Origin of the sequence: Asaia siamensis (genome assembly GCF_014635085.1) — a bacterium.
Classification (GTDB): domain Bacteria; phylum Pseudomonadota; class Alphaproteobacteria; order Acetobacterales; family Acetobacteraceae; genus Asaia; species Asaia siamensis.
The window spans coordinates 248,917-262,425 of sequence record NZ_BMCH01000003.1 but is presented as its reverse complement, the minus strand read 5'-3'; the positions used below and the strand labels follow the sequence as shown (position 1 = coordinate 262,425).

General features: G+C 60.1%; 18 protein-coding genes. All 18 read left to right on the top strand.

Annotated features, from left to right (window positions below; all coding sequences use genetic code 11):
• The first annotated feature begins 13 nt into the window (after positions 1 to 13).
• The 18 genes from rpoC to rplE all read left to right on the top strand — a co-directional run bounded on the left by rpoC (position 14) and on the right by rplE (position 13,411).
• Positions 14 to 4,264 (top strand): DNA-directed RNA polymerase subunit beta', encoded by a 4,251-nt coding sequence (gene rpoC / locus IEV53_RS07030; RefSeq protein WP_188426072.1) that lies wholly within the window; start codon positions 14 to 16, stop codon positions 4,262 to 4,264.
• A 366-nt stretch (positions 4,265 to 4,630) separates the two neighbouring features.
• Complete coding sequence (rpsL, locus tag IEV53_RS07025; RefSeq protein WP_023979007.1) at positions 4,631 to 5,002, top strand: 30S ribosomal protein S12; 372 nt, start codon at positions 4,631 to 4,633, stop codon at positions 5,000 to 5,002.
• A gap of 14 nt (positions 5,003 to 5,016) precedes the next feature.
• Positions 5,017 to 5,493 carry a 30S ribosomal protein S7 gene (gene rpsG / locus IEV53_RS07020; RefSeq protein ID WP_025822017.1) on the top strand — a complete coding sequence of 159 codons (477 nt, stop codon included), beginning with the start codon at positions 5,017 to 5,019 and terminating at the stop codon, positions 5,491 to 5,493.
• A 105-nt stretch (positions 5,494 to 5,598) separates the two neighbouring features.
• Complete coding sequence (tuf, locus tag IEV53_RS07015; RefSeq protein ID WP_188426282.1) at positions 5,599 to 6,789, top strand: elongation factor Tu; 1,191 nt, start codon at positions 5,599 to 5,601, stop codon at positions 6,787 to 6,789.
• A 123-nt stretch (positions 6,790 to 6,912) separates the two neighbouring features.
• Positions 6,913 to 7,221 carry a 30S ribosomal protein S10 gene (gene rpsJ / locus IEV53_RS07010; protein WP_007282720.1) on the top strand — a complete coding sequence of 103 codons (309 nt, stop codon included), beginning with the start codon at positions 6,913 to 6,915 and terminating at the stop codon, positions 7,219 to 7,221.
• 10 nt (positions 7,222 to 7,231) lie between these two features.
• Complete coding sequence (gene rplC, locus IEV53_RS07005) at positions 7,232 to 7,915, top strand: 50S ribosomal protein L3 (protein ID WP_025822021.1); 684 nt, start codon at positions 7,232 to 7,234, stop codon at positions 7,913 to 7,915.
• A 12-nt stretch (positions 7,916 to 7,927) separates the two neighbouring features.
• On the top strand, positions 7,928 to 8,542 hold the full coding sequence (gene rplD / locus IEV53_RS07000) for a 50S ribosomal protein L4 (RefSeq protein WP_188426071.1): 615 nt from the start codon (positions 7,928 to 7,930) through the stop codon (positions 8,540 to 8,542).
• 41 nt (positions 8,543 to 8,583) lie between these two features.
• Positions 8,584 to 8,880: a 50S ribosomal protein L23 gene (locus IEV53_RS06995; protein ID WP_188426281.1), complete on the top strand. Its 297-nt coding sequence runs from the start codon at positions 8,584 to 8,586 to the stop codon at positions 8,878 to 8,880.
• A 16-nt stretch (positions 8,881 to 8,896) separates the two neighbouring features.
• On the top strand, positions 8,897 to 9,727 hold the full coding sequence (gene rplB / locus IEV53_RS06990; RefSeq protein WP_188426070.1) for a 50S ribosomal protein L2: 831 nt from the start codon (positions 8,897 to 8,899) through the stop codon (positions 9,725 to 9,727).
• Between the two features lie 17 nt (positions 9,728 to 9,744).
• Positions 9,745 to 10,023, top strand: coding sequence for a 30S ribosomal protein S19 (gene rpsS / locus IEV53_RS06985; RefSeq protein ID WP_023979000.1), 279 nt, complete (start codon positions 9,745 to 9,747; stop codon positions 10,021 to 10,023).
• A 2-nt stretch (positions 10,024 to 10,025) separates the two neighbouring features.
• Complete coding sequence (gene rplV / locus IEV53_RS06980) at positions 10,026 to 10,457, top strand: 50S ribosomal protein L22 (protein WP_188426069.1); 432 nt, start codon at positions 10,026 to 10,028, stop codon at positions 10,455 to 10,457.
• A gap of 1 nt (position 10,458) precedes the next feature.
• Entirely contained in the window at positions 10,459 to 11,136 is a 678-nt protein-coding gene (rpsC, locus tag IEV53_RS06975) for a 30S ribosomal protein S3 (RefSeq protein ID WP_023978998.1), read from the top strand.
• A gap of 47 nt (positions 11,137 to 11,183) precedes the next feature.
• Positions 11,184 to 11,600 (top strand): 50S ribosomal protein L16, encoded by a 417-nt coding sequence (rplP, locus tag IEV53_RS06970; RefSeq protein ID WP_023978997.1) that lies wholly within the window; start codon positions 11,184 to 11,186, stop codon positions 11,598 to 11,600.
• 2 nt (positions 11,601 to 11,602) lie between these two features.
• The gene (gene rpmC, locus IEV53_RS06965; protein WP_025822036.1) at positions 11,603 to 11,836 is read left to right on the top strand and encodes a 50S ribosomal protein L29; all 234 of its coding nucleotides are present in this window, start codon (positions 11,603 to 11,605) and stop codon (positions 11,834 to 11,836) included.
• A 13-nt stretch (positions 11,837 to 11,849) separates the two neighbouring features.
• The gene (gene rpsQ / locus IEV53_RS06960; RefSeq protein ID WP_025885438.1) at positions 11,850 to 12,131 is read left to right on the top strand and encodes a 30S ribosomal protein S17; all 282 of its coding nucleotides are present in this window, start codon (positions 11,850 to 11,852) and stop codon (positions 12,129 to 12,131) included.
• Between the two features lie 14 nt (positions 12,132 to 12,145).
• Positions 12,146 to 12,514 (top strand): 50S ribosomal protein L14, encoded by a 369-nt coding sequence (rplN, locus tag IEV53_RS06955; RefSeq protein ID WP_025822040.1) that lies wholly within the window; start codon positions 12,146 to 12,148, stop codon positions 12,512 to 12,514.
• The gene (gene rplX, locus IEV53_RS06950; protein ID WP_025840917.1) at positions 12,514 to 12,834 is read left to right on the top strand and encodes a 50S ribosomal protein L24; all 321 of its coding nucleotides are present in this window, start codon (positions 12,514 to 12,516) and stop codon (positions 12,832 to 12,834) included. The genes rplN and rplX overlap by 1 nt, the downstream gene beginning before the upstream one ends.
• A 10-nt stretch (positions 12,835 to 12,844) precedes the next feature.
• The gene (rplE, locus tag IEV53_RS06945) at positions 12,845 to 13,411 is read left to right on the top strand and encodes a 50S ribosomal protein L5 (protein ID WP_188426068.1); all 567 of its coding nucleotides are present in this window, start codon (positions 12,845 to 12,847) and stop codon (positions 13,409 to 13,411) included.
• Positions 13,412 to 13,509: the final 98 nt, after the last annotated feature.

Below are 13,509 nucleotides of genomic sequence, written 5' to 3'. Positions count from 1 at the left end.
GGGATTTCGGCGCATGAACGAACTCATGAAGATCCTTGGTCAGACGGGCCAGAACCTGTCTTTCGACCAGATCAAAATCCAGCTCGCTTCATCCGAGCAGATCCGTTCCTGGTCGTACGGCGAGATCAAGAAGCCCGAGACCATCAACTATCGTACGTTCAAGCCCGAGCGCGACGGCCTGTTCTGTGCGCGTATCTTTGGCCCGATCAAGGACTATGAGTGCCTGTGCGGCAAGTACAAGCGCATGAAGTTCCGCGGCATCGTGTGCGAGAAGTGCGGCGTGGAAGTCACGCTCGCTAAGGTTCGTCGCGAGCGCATGGGCCATATCGAGCTGGCGTCGCCGGTTGCGCATATCTGGTTCCTGAAGTCGCTGCCGAGCCGCATCGCGACGATGATCGACATCACGCTGAAGGATCTGGAAAAGGTTCTGTATTTCGAGAGCTATATCGTTCTCGAATCCGGCACGAGCCCCTTCAAGCGCTACTCGCTGCTGTCGGAAGACCAGTATTTCGACGCCATGGACGACTATGCCGATGAAGGCCTGGAAGTCGGTATCGGCGCCGAGGCGGTCAAGAAGATCCTGTGGAAAGCCCGTCTGCTCTCCACCGAGACCGATCGTCCGGGTCTGATCGATCGTGACGGCCGTGATCAGGACAAGTCTGACGGCGACCTGCTGCGTGAAGACCTGCGTGAAGCAACGTCTGAAGCCAAGCGCAAGAAGCTCGTCAAGCGCCTGAAGCTGTTCGAAGCATTCTCCGAGAGCGGTTCGCGCCCGGAATGGATGATTCTTGACCTCGTGCCGGTCATCCCGCCGGAACTGCGTCCGCTCGTGCCGCTGGACGGCGGTCGTTTCGCGACGTCCGATCTGAACGACCTCTATCGTCGCGTGATCAACCGTAACAACCGTCTGAAGCGTCTGATTGAGCTGCGTGCGCCGGACATCATCGTCCGTAACGAAAAGCGCATGCTGCAGGAAGCTGTTGACGCGCTGTTCGATAACGGTCGTCGTGGTCGCGCCATTACAGGTGCCAACAAGCGTCCGCTGAAATCGCTCTCTGACATGCTCAAGGGCAAGCAGGGCCGCTTCCGTCAGAACCTTCTCGGCAAGCGTGTCGACTATTCTGGCCGTTCGGTCATCGTGGTCGGTCCCGAGCTGAAGCTGCATCAGTGCGGCCTGCCGAAGAAGATGGCGCTCGAGCTGTTCAAGCCCTTCATCTACAGCAAGCTGGAAAAATACGGCCACGCCACCACCATCAAGGCTGCAAAGCGCATGGTGGAAAAGGAGCGTCCGGAAGTCTGGGATATCCTTGAAGAGGTCATCCGCGAGCATCCCGTGATGCTGAACCGCGCCCCGACTCTCCACCGCCTCGGCATCCAGGCTTTCGAGCCCGTGCTGATTGAAGGCAAGGCCATCCAGCTTCACCCGCTGGTTTGCACCGCGTTCAATGCCGACTTCGACGGCGATCAGATGGCCGTTCACGTGCCGCTGTCGCTCGAAGCTCAGCTTGAAGCCCGCGTGCTGATGATGTCGACCAACAACATCCTCAGCCCCGCGAACGGCAAGCCGATCATCGTGCCGTCGCAGGACATCGTGCTTGGCCTTTATTATCTGAGCCTCGAGGTTCCCGAGTATCACACGACGCCTGACACGGCCGAGTATGATGCCGAGGGTCGTCTCGTGAAGGCCGGTCCGTCTGCCTATGCATCGGTGGCCGAGATCGAGCTGGCCATGAACGAAGGCACGCTCAAGCTGCACGACAAGATCCGTCTGCGCATGGAGACACAGGATGCCGACGGCAAGACCGTTCGTCAGACCCTGATCACCACGCCGGGCCGTGCGCTCATCGCGCAGATCCTGCCGCGCAACGTCGCTATTCCGTTCTCGCTGGTCAACAAGCAGCTGACCAAGAAGAACGTGTCTGACGTCATCGACGCCGTGTATCGTCACTGCGGTCAGAAGGAAGCAGTGATTTTCTGCGACCGTCTGATGGGCCTCGGTTTCCGTCACGCTGCACGCGCCGGTATCTCCTTCGGCAAGGATGACATGATCATCCCCGTCGAGAAGCAGGAACTGGTCGAGCGCACCCAGGCCGAGATCAAGGAATTCGAGCAGCAGTATCAGGATGGTCTGATCACGGCTGGCGAGCGCTACAACAAGGTGGTTGACGCCTGGTCGCGTTGCACGGACGAAGTCCAGGCAGCGATGATGAAGGAGATCTCCCGTCAGGTCATCGGCAAGCCGACGAACTCGGTCTGGATGATGAGCCATTCCGGTGCTCGTGGGTCGCCAGCACAGATGAAGCAGCTTGCCGGTATGCGTGGCCTTATGGCCAAGCCGTCGGGTGAGATCATCGAGCAGCCGATCATCGCGAACTTCAAGGAAGGCCTTTCGGTTCTCGATTACTTCACTTCCACCCACGGTGCCCGTAAGGGTCTCGCGGATACGGCTCTGAAGACGGCTAACTCGGGTTACCTGACTCGTCGTCTCGTCGACGTGGCGCAGGATTGCATCATCGTCGAGAACGATTGCGGCACCGAGCGTGGCCTGACGATTCGTGCGGTCATGGATAGCGGTGAGGTCATCTCCTCGCTTTCCGAGCGTATCCTGGGTCGTACCCTGACGGCTGACGTGACCGATCCGGTGAGCGGTGCGGTTCTTTTCCCGCGCAACACGCTGATCGAGGAAGCCGAAGCAGAGATCATCGAGAAGGCAGGCGTTGAAAGCGTCCTGATCCGTTCGGTGCTGACCTGTGACAGCCGCGTCGGTGTCTGCGGACATTGCTATGGCCGTGACCTTGCTCGCGGTACGCCGGTCAATATCGGTGAGGCCGTGGGCGTTATCGCCGCGCAGTCCATCGGTGAGCCTGGCACGCAGCTGACCATGCGTACCTTCCATATCGGTGGTGCGGCTACACGTGGTGCAGAGCAGTCGATGGTCGAGGCGTCGCGTGACGGCAAGGTGACCATCCGCAACCGCAACGTGGTTCAGAACAGCCAGAACGTCACCATCGTGATGTCGCGTAACTGCGAAATCCTGCTGACTGACGAGAAGGGTGTCGAGCGCGCCCGCTATCGTGTGCCTTACGGCGCCCGTCTGATGGTCAATGAGGGCCAGGATGTCACACGCGGTCTGAAGATGGCCGAGTGGGATCCATACACCCTGCCGATCATCACCGAGCAGGCCGGTACGGTCGAATATCTCGACCTGATCGACTCCATCACACTTGTCGAGCGTATGGACGAAGTGACGGGCCTGACCTCGAAGGTGGTCGTTGACTACAAGCAGGGCAGCAAGGGTGTGGATCTTCGTCCGCGCCTGCAGCTCAAGGACTCGGCTGGCAACGTCGTTCGTCTCGCCAATGGCAATGAGGCGCGCTACTTCCTGTCGCCCGACTCGCTGCTTTCGATCGAGAACGGCGCCACGGTCCATGCCGGTGACGTGCTGGCACGTATCCCGCGTGAAGGCTCGAAGACCCGTGACATTACGGGTGGTCTGCCGCGCGTGGCCGAGCTTTTCGAAGCCCGTCGCCCGAAGGATCATGCGATCATCGCAGAGACCGAAGGCCGGATCGAGATCGGCAAGGATTACAAGTCCAAGCGCTGCATCATCGTGAAGAACGACGAGACCGGGGAAGAGACCAACTACCTAATCCCGAAGGGCAAGCACGTCTCGGTGCAGGAAGGCGACTTCGTGCAGAAGGGCGATCCGCTGGTCGACGGTCCGCGCGTGCCGCATGACATTCTCAAGGTCATGGGCGTCGAGGCACTGTCCGATTATCTCGTCAACGAGATCCAGGACGTCTATCGACTGCAGGGCGTGAAGATCAATGACAAGCACATCGAAGTCATCGTTCGTCAGATGCTGCAGAAGGTGGAAATCCTTGAGCCGGGTGATACGACCTACCTCATCGGTGAGACGGTCGATCGTATCGAGTTCGAGGTCGAGAACGAGAAGCGCGTGAAGATGGGTGAAGAGCCGGCTCGTGGCATGCCCATCCTGCAGGGCATCACCAAGGCCTCGCTACAGACGCAGTCCTTCATCTCTGCGGCTTCCTTCCAGGAGACCACACGCGTGCTTACCGAAGCGGCAACAGCCGGCAAGGTTGATACGCTGAATGGCCTGAAAGAGAACGTGATCGTCGGGCGTCTGATCCCGGCGGGTACGGGTAGTGTGATGAACAAGTTGCGCGCCATGGCGGCCTCTCAGGACCGTCAGCGCGTCAGCCGGGCCACCCCGGCAGTGACGGATGACGCGGCAGAGTAAAGACGCCGCGTCACCTCGGAAAAACTAGTTTACGTTTGAGATCGGGCGGGGTAATACCCGCCCGATTTCGTATCCGGCGATTCGAAACGGGACTCGGACGAGAATCGGGCAGAACTCTAGAGAATGCTTGACTTTCGTTCGGAGCGGTCATAGGGTTCGCGCCCTCGGCTACCCCCGTCTCGTAAGGCGTCTGAGCCGTTGATAGACAGCATCAAACGCTAACGGTGCCGCCGCCTTCGGGTGAGGCTCAGGCCGGTAGTGAAAGAGTCAAAGCGGGCGACATTCTGTCGCGCGCTGCATTTTGTTGGAAGCGAGCAGATCGGGCCCTGGTCCGGTCTCGCAGTGAACAAGGATCGGGAAGGGCGTATGCCGACCATCAACCAGTTGATCGCCAAAGGCCGCGAGCCTGCCGCCAAGCGGAATAAAGTGCCGGCCCTCCAGGGTTGCCCCCAGAAGCGCGGCGTCTGCACGCGCGTCTATACGGTTACCCCGAAAAAGCCGAACTCGGCCCTGCGTAAGGTGGCTAAGGTGCGCCTGACCAACGGGTATGAGGTCGTGAGCTACATCCCCGGTGAAGGCCATAACCTGCAGGAACACAGCGTCGTGCTGATCCGCGGCGGCCGTGTAAAAGATTTGCCGGGTGTGCGTTATCACATCCTGCGCGGCGTGCTTGACACGCAGGGCATCGCCAAGCGTCGTCAGCGCCGTTCGCTGTATGGCGCGAAGCGTCCGAAGTAAGAGGAAATTCAGGCATGAGTCGCCGTCATCGCGCTGTTAAGCGTGAGATCCTTCCCGATCCGAAATTCGGAGATGTCGTCATCACGCGTTTTATGAACGCCCTGATGTACGACGGTAAAAAGTCCACAGCCGAAGGCATCGTCTATGGCGCGCTGGAGTCCGTGCGCCGCCGTGGTGGTGCTACGGCTGACCCGGTTGCCATGTTCCATGCGGCCCTGGACAACGTGAAGCCGGCCGTAGAGGTTCGCTCCCGCCGCGTCGGCGGTGCGACCTATCAGGTCCCCGTCGAGGTTCGCACCGAGCGCCGTCAGGCACTCGCCATTCGCTGGCTGATCGACGCCTCGCGCAAGCGCGGTGAAAACACGATGCAGGAACGCCTTTCCAACGAGCTGATGGACGCGATCAACAATCGCGGCTCCGCCGTCAAGAAGCGCGAAGACACGCATCGCATGGCTGAAGCCAACAAGGCATTCAGCCACTATCGTTGGTAAGCTTTAAAAGCTGACCTGTTTCCCCGGGGGCCCCTTTACGGAGCGCCCGGTACGAATTAGCAATCTTCCCCGCCGCTTATTCGGCGGTGGGTTATGGAGAGAATGATGGCTAAGGCTAAATTTGAGCGGACGAAGCCGCACTGCAACATCGGCACCATCGGTCACGTTGACCATGGCAAGACCTCACTGACGGCTGCAATCACGAAGACGCTCGCCAAGTCCGGCGGCGCGACCTTCCGTGCGTATGACCAGATCGACGCTGCTCCTGAAGAGCGCGCTCGCGGCATCACGATCTCCACCGCTCACGTTGAGTACGAGACCAAGAACCGTCACTACGCCCACGTCGACTGCCCGGGCCATGCTGACTACGTCAAGAACATGATCACGGGTGCCGCCCAGATGGACGGCGCGATTCTGGTTGTGTCCGCTGCTGACGGCCCGATGCCGCAGACGCGTGAGCACATCCTGCTCGCTCGCCAGGTTGGCGTTCCGGCCCTCGTCGTGTTCCTGAACAAGGTCGACCAGGTTGATGACGCCGAGCTGCTCGAGCTCGTCGAAATGGAAGTCCGTGAGCTTCTCTCGTCCTACCAGTTCCCCGGCGACGATATCCCCATCGTCAAGGGTTCGGCTCTGGTGACGCTTGAAGACGGCGACGCCACGATCGGTGAAGACCGCGTGCTTGAGCTGATGGAAGCTGTCGACACCTACATCCCGCAGCCGGAGCGTCCGGTTGACCGTCCGTTCCTGATGCCGATCGAAGACGTGTTCTCGATCTCGGGTCGTGGTACGGTTGTTACGGGTCGTGTTGAGCGCGGCGTTGTGAACGTTGGTGACGAAGTTGAGATCGTCGGCCTGAAGGACACCATCAAGACGACCGTTACGGGCGTTGAGATGTTCCGCAAGCTGCTTGATCGCGGTGAAGCCGGTGACAACATCGGTGCGCTGGTTCGTGGCACGAAGCGTGAAGACGTTGAGCGTGGCCAGGTTCTTGCTAAGCCGGGTTCGATCACCCCGCACAAGAACTTCAAGGCTGAGGCTTACATCCTCACGAAGGAAGAAGGCGGACGTCACACTCCGTTCTTTACAAACTACCGTCCGCAGTTCTATTTCCGCACGACCGACGTCACGGGCGTCGTTCAGCTGCCGGAAGGCACGGAAATGGTCATGCCGGGTGACAACATCGCCATGGACGTCGAGCTCATCGCTCCGATCGCCATGGACGAAGGTCTCCGCTTCGCTATCCGTGAAGGCGGCCGCACCGTCGGTGCAGGCGTGGTCTCTTCGATCAGCGCCTGATTTTAAGCACGGGCCCTGAATTGGCTGGCCCCGGTCGGAGTGATCCGGCCGGGGTCGGCTTTACCAGGGGCCAGGAGGGAGCAGGGTAAGACCCGAACCCCAACGAGTTGGATTATTGGTAAGATGGACAACCAGAACATCCGCATTCGCCTAAAGGCGTACGATCACCGCGTGCTCGACAACAGCACGAAGGAAATCGTAAACACGGCGAAGCGTACGGGTGCGCGGGTTCGGGGTCCTATCCCGCTACCGACGCATATCGAGCGGTTCACCGTGAACCGTTCCCCACATGTGGACAAGAAAAGCCGCGAGCAGTTCGAAATTCGGACTCATCGCCGCCTGCTCGACATTGTCGAGCCGACACCGCAGACCGTGGACGCCCTCATGAAGCTCGACCTCGCCGCTGGCGTTGATGTCGAGATCAAACTTTAAGGTCCAGACGATGCGTACCGGATTGATCGCAAAAAAGCTGGGTATGACCCGGCTATTCAAGGAAGATGGCACACACGTGCCGGTCACAGTGCTGCATCTCGACGAAGTCGAGGTTGTGGATACCCGCACGCAGGAGCGTGACGGTTACACGGCAGTACAGGTCGGCATGAGCAAGGCTAAGGTGAAGAACGTCACCAAGCCGATGCGTGGCCATTATGCTCGCACCAAGGTGGAGCCGAAGAAGACTCTTGTCGAGTTTCGCGTGGCAGAAGATGCCGTGCTTGAGGCTGGCACGAAGCTCTCTGCGGCCCATTTCGTCGTTGGCCAGAAGGTCGACGTCACCGGCACCAGCAAGGGCAAAGGCTTCGCCGGCGTCATGAAGCGCTGGAACTTCGCTGGTCTTGAAGCCTCCCACGGCGTGTCCATCAGCCATCGTTCGCATGGTTCGACGGGTCAGCGCCAGGATCCGGGCAAGGTCTTCAAGGGCAAGAAAATGGCCGGTCACATGGGCGACGAGCGTATCACGACGCTCAACCTCGAAGTGGCAGCCGTTGATGCCGAACGCAACCTGATCATGGTTCGTGGTTCGATTCCGGGTGCCAAGGATGGCCTGGTGATGATCCGCGATGCGATCAAGAAGGCCCGCCATGCAGATGCGCCGTACCCGGCAGCGACTGCAGCGGCCGCCGGTTAAGGACTGAGGGCGATGGAATACGATATCAAAACCCTCGATAATGGCAGCGCCGGTACGGTGTCTCTGCCAGAGGAACTGTTCGGCGCGACTCCGCGTGCGGACATCATGGCGCGCGTCGTCCACTGGCAGCTGGCCAAGCGCCGCGCCGGTACGCACCGCACCAAGGGGATGGGCGAAATCTCTGGCACGACCAAGAAGCCGTTCCGCCAGAAAGGCACCGGCTCGGCTCGTCAGGGCTCGCTGCGCGCTCCGCAGTTCCGTACCGGTGGCGTTGTTCATGGTCCGGTCGTTCGCGATCATGGCTATGACCTCCCCAAGAAGGTGCGTCGCCTTGGTCTGATCTCTGCGTTGTCGCAGAAGGCAGCTGCAGGCAAGCTGATCGTGATCGATCAGGCCGCAGGTGTGACCAAGACCCGCGAAGCCGCTGCAAAGCTGGCAGCGCTCGGCTGGTCCTCTGCCCTGATCGTTGACGGTGCCGTCGATGTGGCTTTCGGTCGCGCTGTGCGCAACCTGCCCAAGATCGACGTGCTGCCCACGATCGGTGCCAATGTGTATGACATTCTGAACCACGACGTTCTCGTGCTGACGCGCGCTGGGCTCGAGGGTCTCAAGGAGCGCCTGGCATGACCACGAGCATCGTTCTTGCGCGCCGTAACAAGGCGCTGCGTATGACACGCGAATCGATGTTCGACATCGTTCGCGCGCCGCTCATCACCGAAAAGGCGACGGCCCTTTCCGAGCGCAACCAGGTTGTTTTCCGCGTGGCCATGACGGCCGCGAAGCCGGAAATCAAGGTTGCGGTCGAGACGCTCTTCGGCGTCAAGGTCGTCTCCGTGAACACGCTGGTGCAGAAGGGCAAGACCAAGATGGTCAAGGGCCGTCCTGGTCGCCGTTCGGACATCAAGAAGGCGTATGTTCAGCTTGCGGAAGGTCAGTCCATTGACCTTACCGCGAAGCTGGGCTGACGCGGGATAGGATACCATGGCACTCAAGCACTTTAATCCCACGACGCCGAGCACACGTGGCACGGTCCTGATCGACCGCAGCGAGCTCTATAAGGGCAAGCCGGTCAAGCAGCTGACCGAGGGTAAGAACAAGACGGGCGGTCGTAACAACCACGGTCGCACCACGTCGCGTTTCCGTGGCGGCGGGCATAAGCAGTCCTACCGCTATGTCGACTTCAAGCGTCGTAAGTTCGACGTTGCCGGTACGGTCGAGCGTCTGGAATATGACCCGAACCGCACCGCCTTCATCGCACTGATCAAGTACGAAGACGGCGAGTTGGCATACATCCTGGCGCCGCAGCGCGTTAAGGTTGGCGATCAGGTGATCGCTGGCGAACGCACCGACGTGAAGCCGGGCAATGCCATGCCGCTGGGCGCGATGCCTGTCGGTACGATCGTGCACAACATCGAGCTGAAGCCCGGTGCAGGTGGCAAGATCGCCCGTTCGGCCGGCACCTACTGCCAGCTGGTCGGCAAGGATGCCGGCTATGCGCAGATCAAGCTGCAGTCCGGTGAGCTTCGTCTCGTCCGTGGCGAATGCATGGCGACTGTTGGCGCGGTTTCGAACCCCGACAACATGAACCAGCATCTCGGCAAGGCCGGTCGTAACCGTTGGCTCGGCCGTCGTCCGCATAACCGCGGCGTCGTCATGAACCCGGTCGACCATCCGCATGGTGGTGGTGAAGGTCGTACCTCTGGTGGCCGTCATCCGGTTACGCCGTGGGGCAAGCCGACCAAGGGCTACAAGACTCGTGTTAACAAGAAGACGGACAGCCTGATCATCCGTCGCCGCAAGACCGGCAAGTAAGAAGGGGGCAAACAGAGATGGCACGTTCCGTCTGGAAGGGCCCGTTCGTTGACGGGTACTTGTTCGGCAAGGCCGAGGCGTCACGCGCTTCGGGTCGTAATGAGGTGATCAAGATCTGGTCGCGTCGTTCCACCATCCTGCCGCAGTTCGTCGGACTCACGTTCGGCGTTTATAATGGCCACAAGTTCCTGCCGGTGCAGGTGACGGAAAACATGGTCGGGCACAAGTTCGGTGAGTTTTCGCCGACGCGCACGTTCCCGGGTCATGCTTCCGACAAGAAGTCGAAGCGGGGCTGATCATGAGCAAGCCGAAGCACATTCGCACACTCGCTGACACGGAAGCGCAGGCAGTTGCCCGCAACATCCGCGTCAGCCCGCGCAAGCTGAACCTGGTTGCAGCGATGATTCGCAACCAGCCGGCAGACAAGGCAATCGCAGCGCTGACGTTCTCGCGTCGTCGCATCGCTCAGGAGGTCCGCAAGACCCTCGAGAGCGCTGTTGCAAACGCAGAGAACAATCATCAGCTCGATGTCGATCAGCTCGTGGTCAAGACCGCAGAAGTTGGCAAGTCGATCGTCATGAAGCGTTTCCACGCTCGTGGCCGTGGTCGTTCCTCGCGCATCGAGAAGTTCTTCAGCCATCTGAAGATCGTCGTTGCCGAGCGCGCTGCAGACGAAGCGCCTGCGCCGAAGGGCAAGGGCAAGGACGCAGCAGAGCAGAAGGCAGCCTGATATGGGACACAAAGTCAATCCGATCGGGCTGCGGCTCGGCGTAAACCGCACCTGGGATAGCCGCTGGTACGCTGGCAACGACTATTCCCGTCTGCTGCATGAAGACCTGATGCTGCGCGCCTACCTGCGTCGCAAACTGTCAGGTGCAGGCGTCTCCCGCGTTGTGATCGAACGCCCGGCCAAGAAGCCGCGCGTCACGATCTATGCAGCACGTCCGGGCGTTGTCATCGGCAAGAAGGGGCAGGACATCGATGCTCTGCGCAAGGATCTTAGCCGTCTGGCCAAGACTGATGTTGCGCTGAACATCGTCGAGATTCGCAAGCCCGAGATAGACGCGACCCTGGTCGCCGAGAACATCGCGCAGCAGCTCGAGCGTCGCGTTGCCTTCCGTCGCGCCATGAAGCGTGCGGTTCAGTCCGCCATGCGTCTGGGTGCACAGGGTATTCGTATCAACTGCTCCGGCCGTCTCGGTGGTGCGGAAATCGCTCGTATCGAGTGGTATCGCGAAGGTCGCGTGCCACTTCATACGTTGCGCGCCGACATCGATTACGGTATCGCCACTGCCAAGACGACCTATGGTACGTGCGGTGTGAAAGTCTGGATCTTCAAGGGTGAAATCCTTGCCCATGATCCGATGGCTCAGGACCGTCGTGCAGCGGAACAAGCGCCGCAGCGCTGAGCAGTAGATTATGACAAGCGCCGCGAGGCGCATGAGGATACGACACCATGCTTTCCCCGAAGCGGACTAAGTTTCGCAAGGCCCACAAGGGCCGCATTCATGGGTTGGCCAAGGGCGGAACGACGTTGAATTTCGGCGCGTTCGGCCTTAAGGCTCTCGAACCCGAACGTATCACGGCACGCCAGATCGAAGCGTCACGTCGCGCGATCACCCGCGCCATGAAGCGTGCAGGTCGCGTGTGGATCCGGATTTTCCCGGATCTGCCGGTTTCCACGAAGCCTGCCGAAGTCCGAATGGGCTCCGGCAAGGGCTCGCCCGAGTTCTGGGTGGCCCGCGTGAAGCCTGGCCGCGTGCTGTTTGAAATCGAAGGCGTGCCGCCTGAAGTGGCACGTGAGGCACTGGCTCTTGGCGCAGCAAAGCTGCCGATCAAGACCAAGTTCATCACCCGGATTGGGGAGGCTTGATCATGGCTGACGCATACAAGGTAGCCGATCTGCGCGCCAAATCCGCTGATGAGCTCGATGCCCTTCTTCTCGACCTGAAGCGTGAGCAGCTGAACCTCCGGTTCCAGGCTGCCACGGGCCAGTCAGAGGGAGTCGGCCGCGTTCGCGTACTCCGTCGTGCGATTGCTCGCATCAAGACGGTTGCGCATCAATCGAAGAACAAGGTGGGCGCAAAAACGTCCACCGCAGAGTCCTGAGAGGAGACGGACGATGCCGAGGCGCGTCCTGACAGGGCGAGTGACAAGCGACAAGATGGACAAGACGGTTACCGTTCTTGTTGATCGCCGCATTATGCACCCGCTCTACAAGAAGTTCATTCGTCGCTCTAAAAAATATGCGGCGCATGACGAGCTGAATGAGTGCAAGATCGGAGACACGGTGCGCATTGAAGAATGCGCTCCGATTTCCAAGCGCAAGACCTGGACGGTGATCACCCGTAACGGCGCAGCCCTTGAGGCAGCGGCGACGGCACCGGCTCAGGCGTCAGCGTAAGAGGGGACTGAGAAATGATCCATCCCGAGACCAATCTGGAAGTCGCCGACAACTCCGGCGCTCGTCAGGTGCAGTGCATCAAGGTGCTGGGCGGCTCCAAGCGGAAAACCGCCTCGGTCGGCGACGTGATCGTCGTGTCCGTCAAGGAAGCGATTCCCCGCGGCAAGGTGAAGAAGGGTGACGTCCATCAGGCCGTCATCGTTCGCACGTCCTATCCTGTTCGTCGCGCTGACGGCAGCGCCATCCGCTTCGACAAGAATGCGGCTGTGCTGATCAACAAGTCGATGGAGCCCATCGGCACGCGTATCTTTGGCCCGGTGGTTCGTGAGCTGCGTGCGCGCAAGTTCATGAAGATCATCTCCCTGGCTCCGGAGGTGCTATAATGGCTGCTCGTATCAAGAAGGGTGACCAGGTTCTGGTCCTCTCCGGCTCGTCGCGCGGCACGCGCGGTGAGGTCCTTGCTGTTCTGCCGAAGGTCGAAAAGGCCATCGTGCGCGGTGTTGCGGTGGCCAAGCGTCACCAGAAGCCGACCCGCATGAACCAGGAAGGCGGCATTATCGCCAAGGAAATGCCGGTCCATCTGTCCAACCTGAAGCTCGTCGATCCGAAGAGCGGCAAGCCGACCCGCGTCGGTTTCCGTCAGCTCGAGGACGGGCGCAAGGTCCGCGTCGCCAAGGTGACCGGCGAAGTAATCGAAGGCTAAGGGGGCGACCATGAGCGAGACCATTATCCGCGTTCAGCCGCGCCTGCAGCAGCGTTACAATGATGTCCTTCGTAGCCAGCTGCGTGAGCAGTTTGCCTACAAGAACATCATGCAGGTTCCGAAGCTGGAAAAGATCGTCCTGAACATGGGCGTTGGCGAAGCCGCCGGCGACCAGAAGCAGCTCGATGCCGCCGTTGCCGAAATGGCAGCCATCTCCGGTCAGAAGCCCGTCAAGACGGTTGCCCGCAAGGCAATCGCCGGCTTCAAGATTCGTGAAGGCCTGCCCATCGGCTGCAAGGTGACCCTGCGTCGCACGCGTATGTACGAATTCCTCGATCGTCTCGTGACGATCGCGATGCCGCGCATCCGTGACTTCCGCGGTCTGCCCCCGAACAAGGGCTTTGACGGTCGTGGCAACTTTGCCATGGGCATCAAGGAGCAGATCGTGTTCCCGGAAATCGATTACGATAAGATCGACTCCGTACGTGGCATGGACATCATCTTCGTCACCACGGCGAAGACGGATGAAGAGGCAAAAGCGCTGCTCAAGGCGTTCGATCTGCCCTTCACTGCCTGATTTATCGGGTTGAGCCGGGTTTTTTGCTTTCCAAAGCAATCCCGGCTCCCTATATACACACGCTGTTTGGAAAACCGTTGGGATTGGCCCGACAGGTT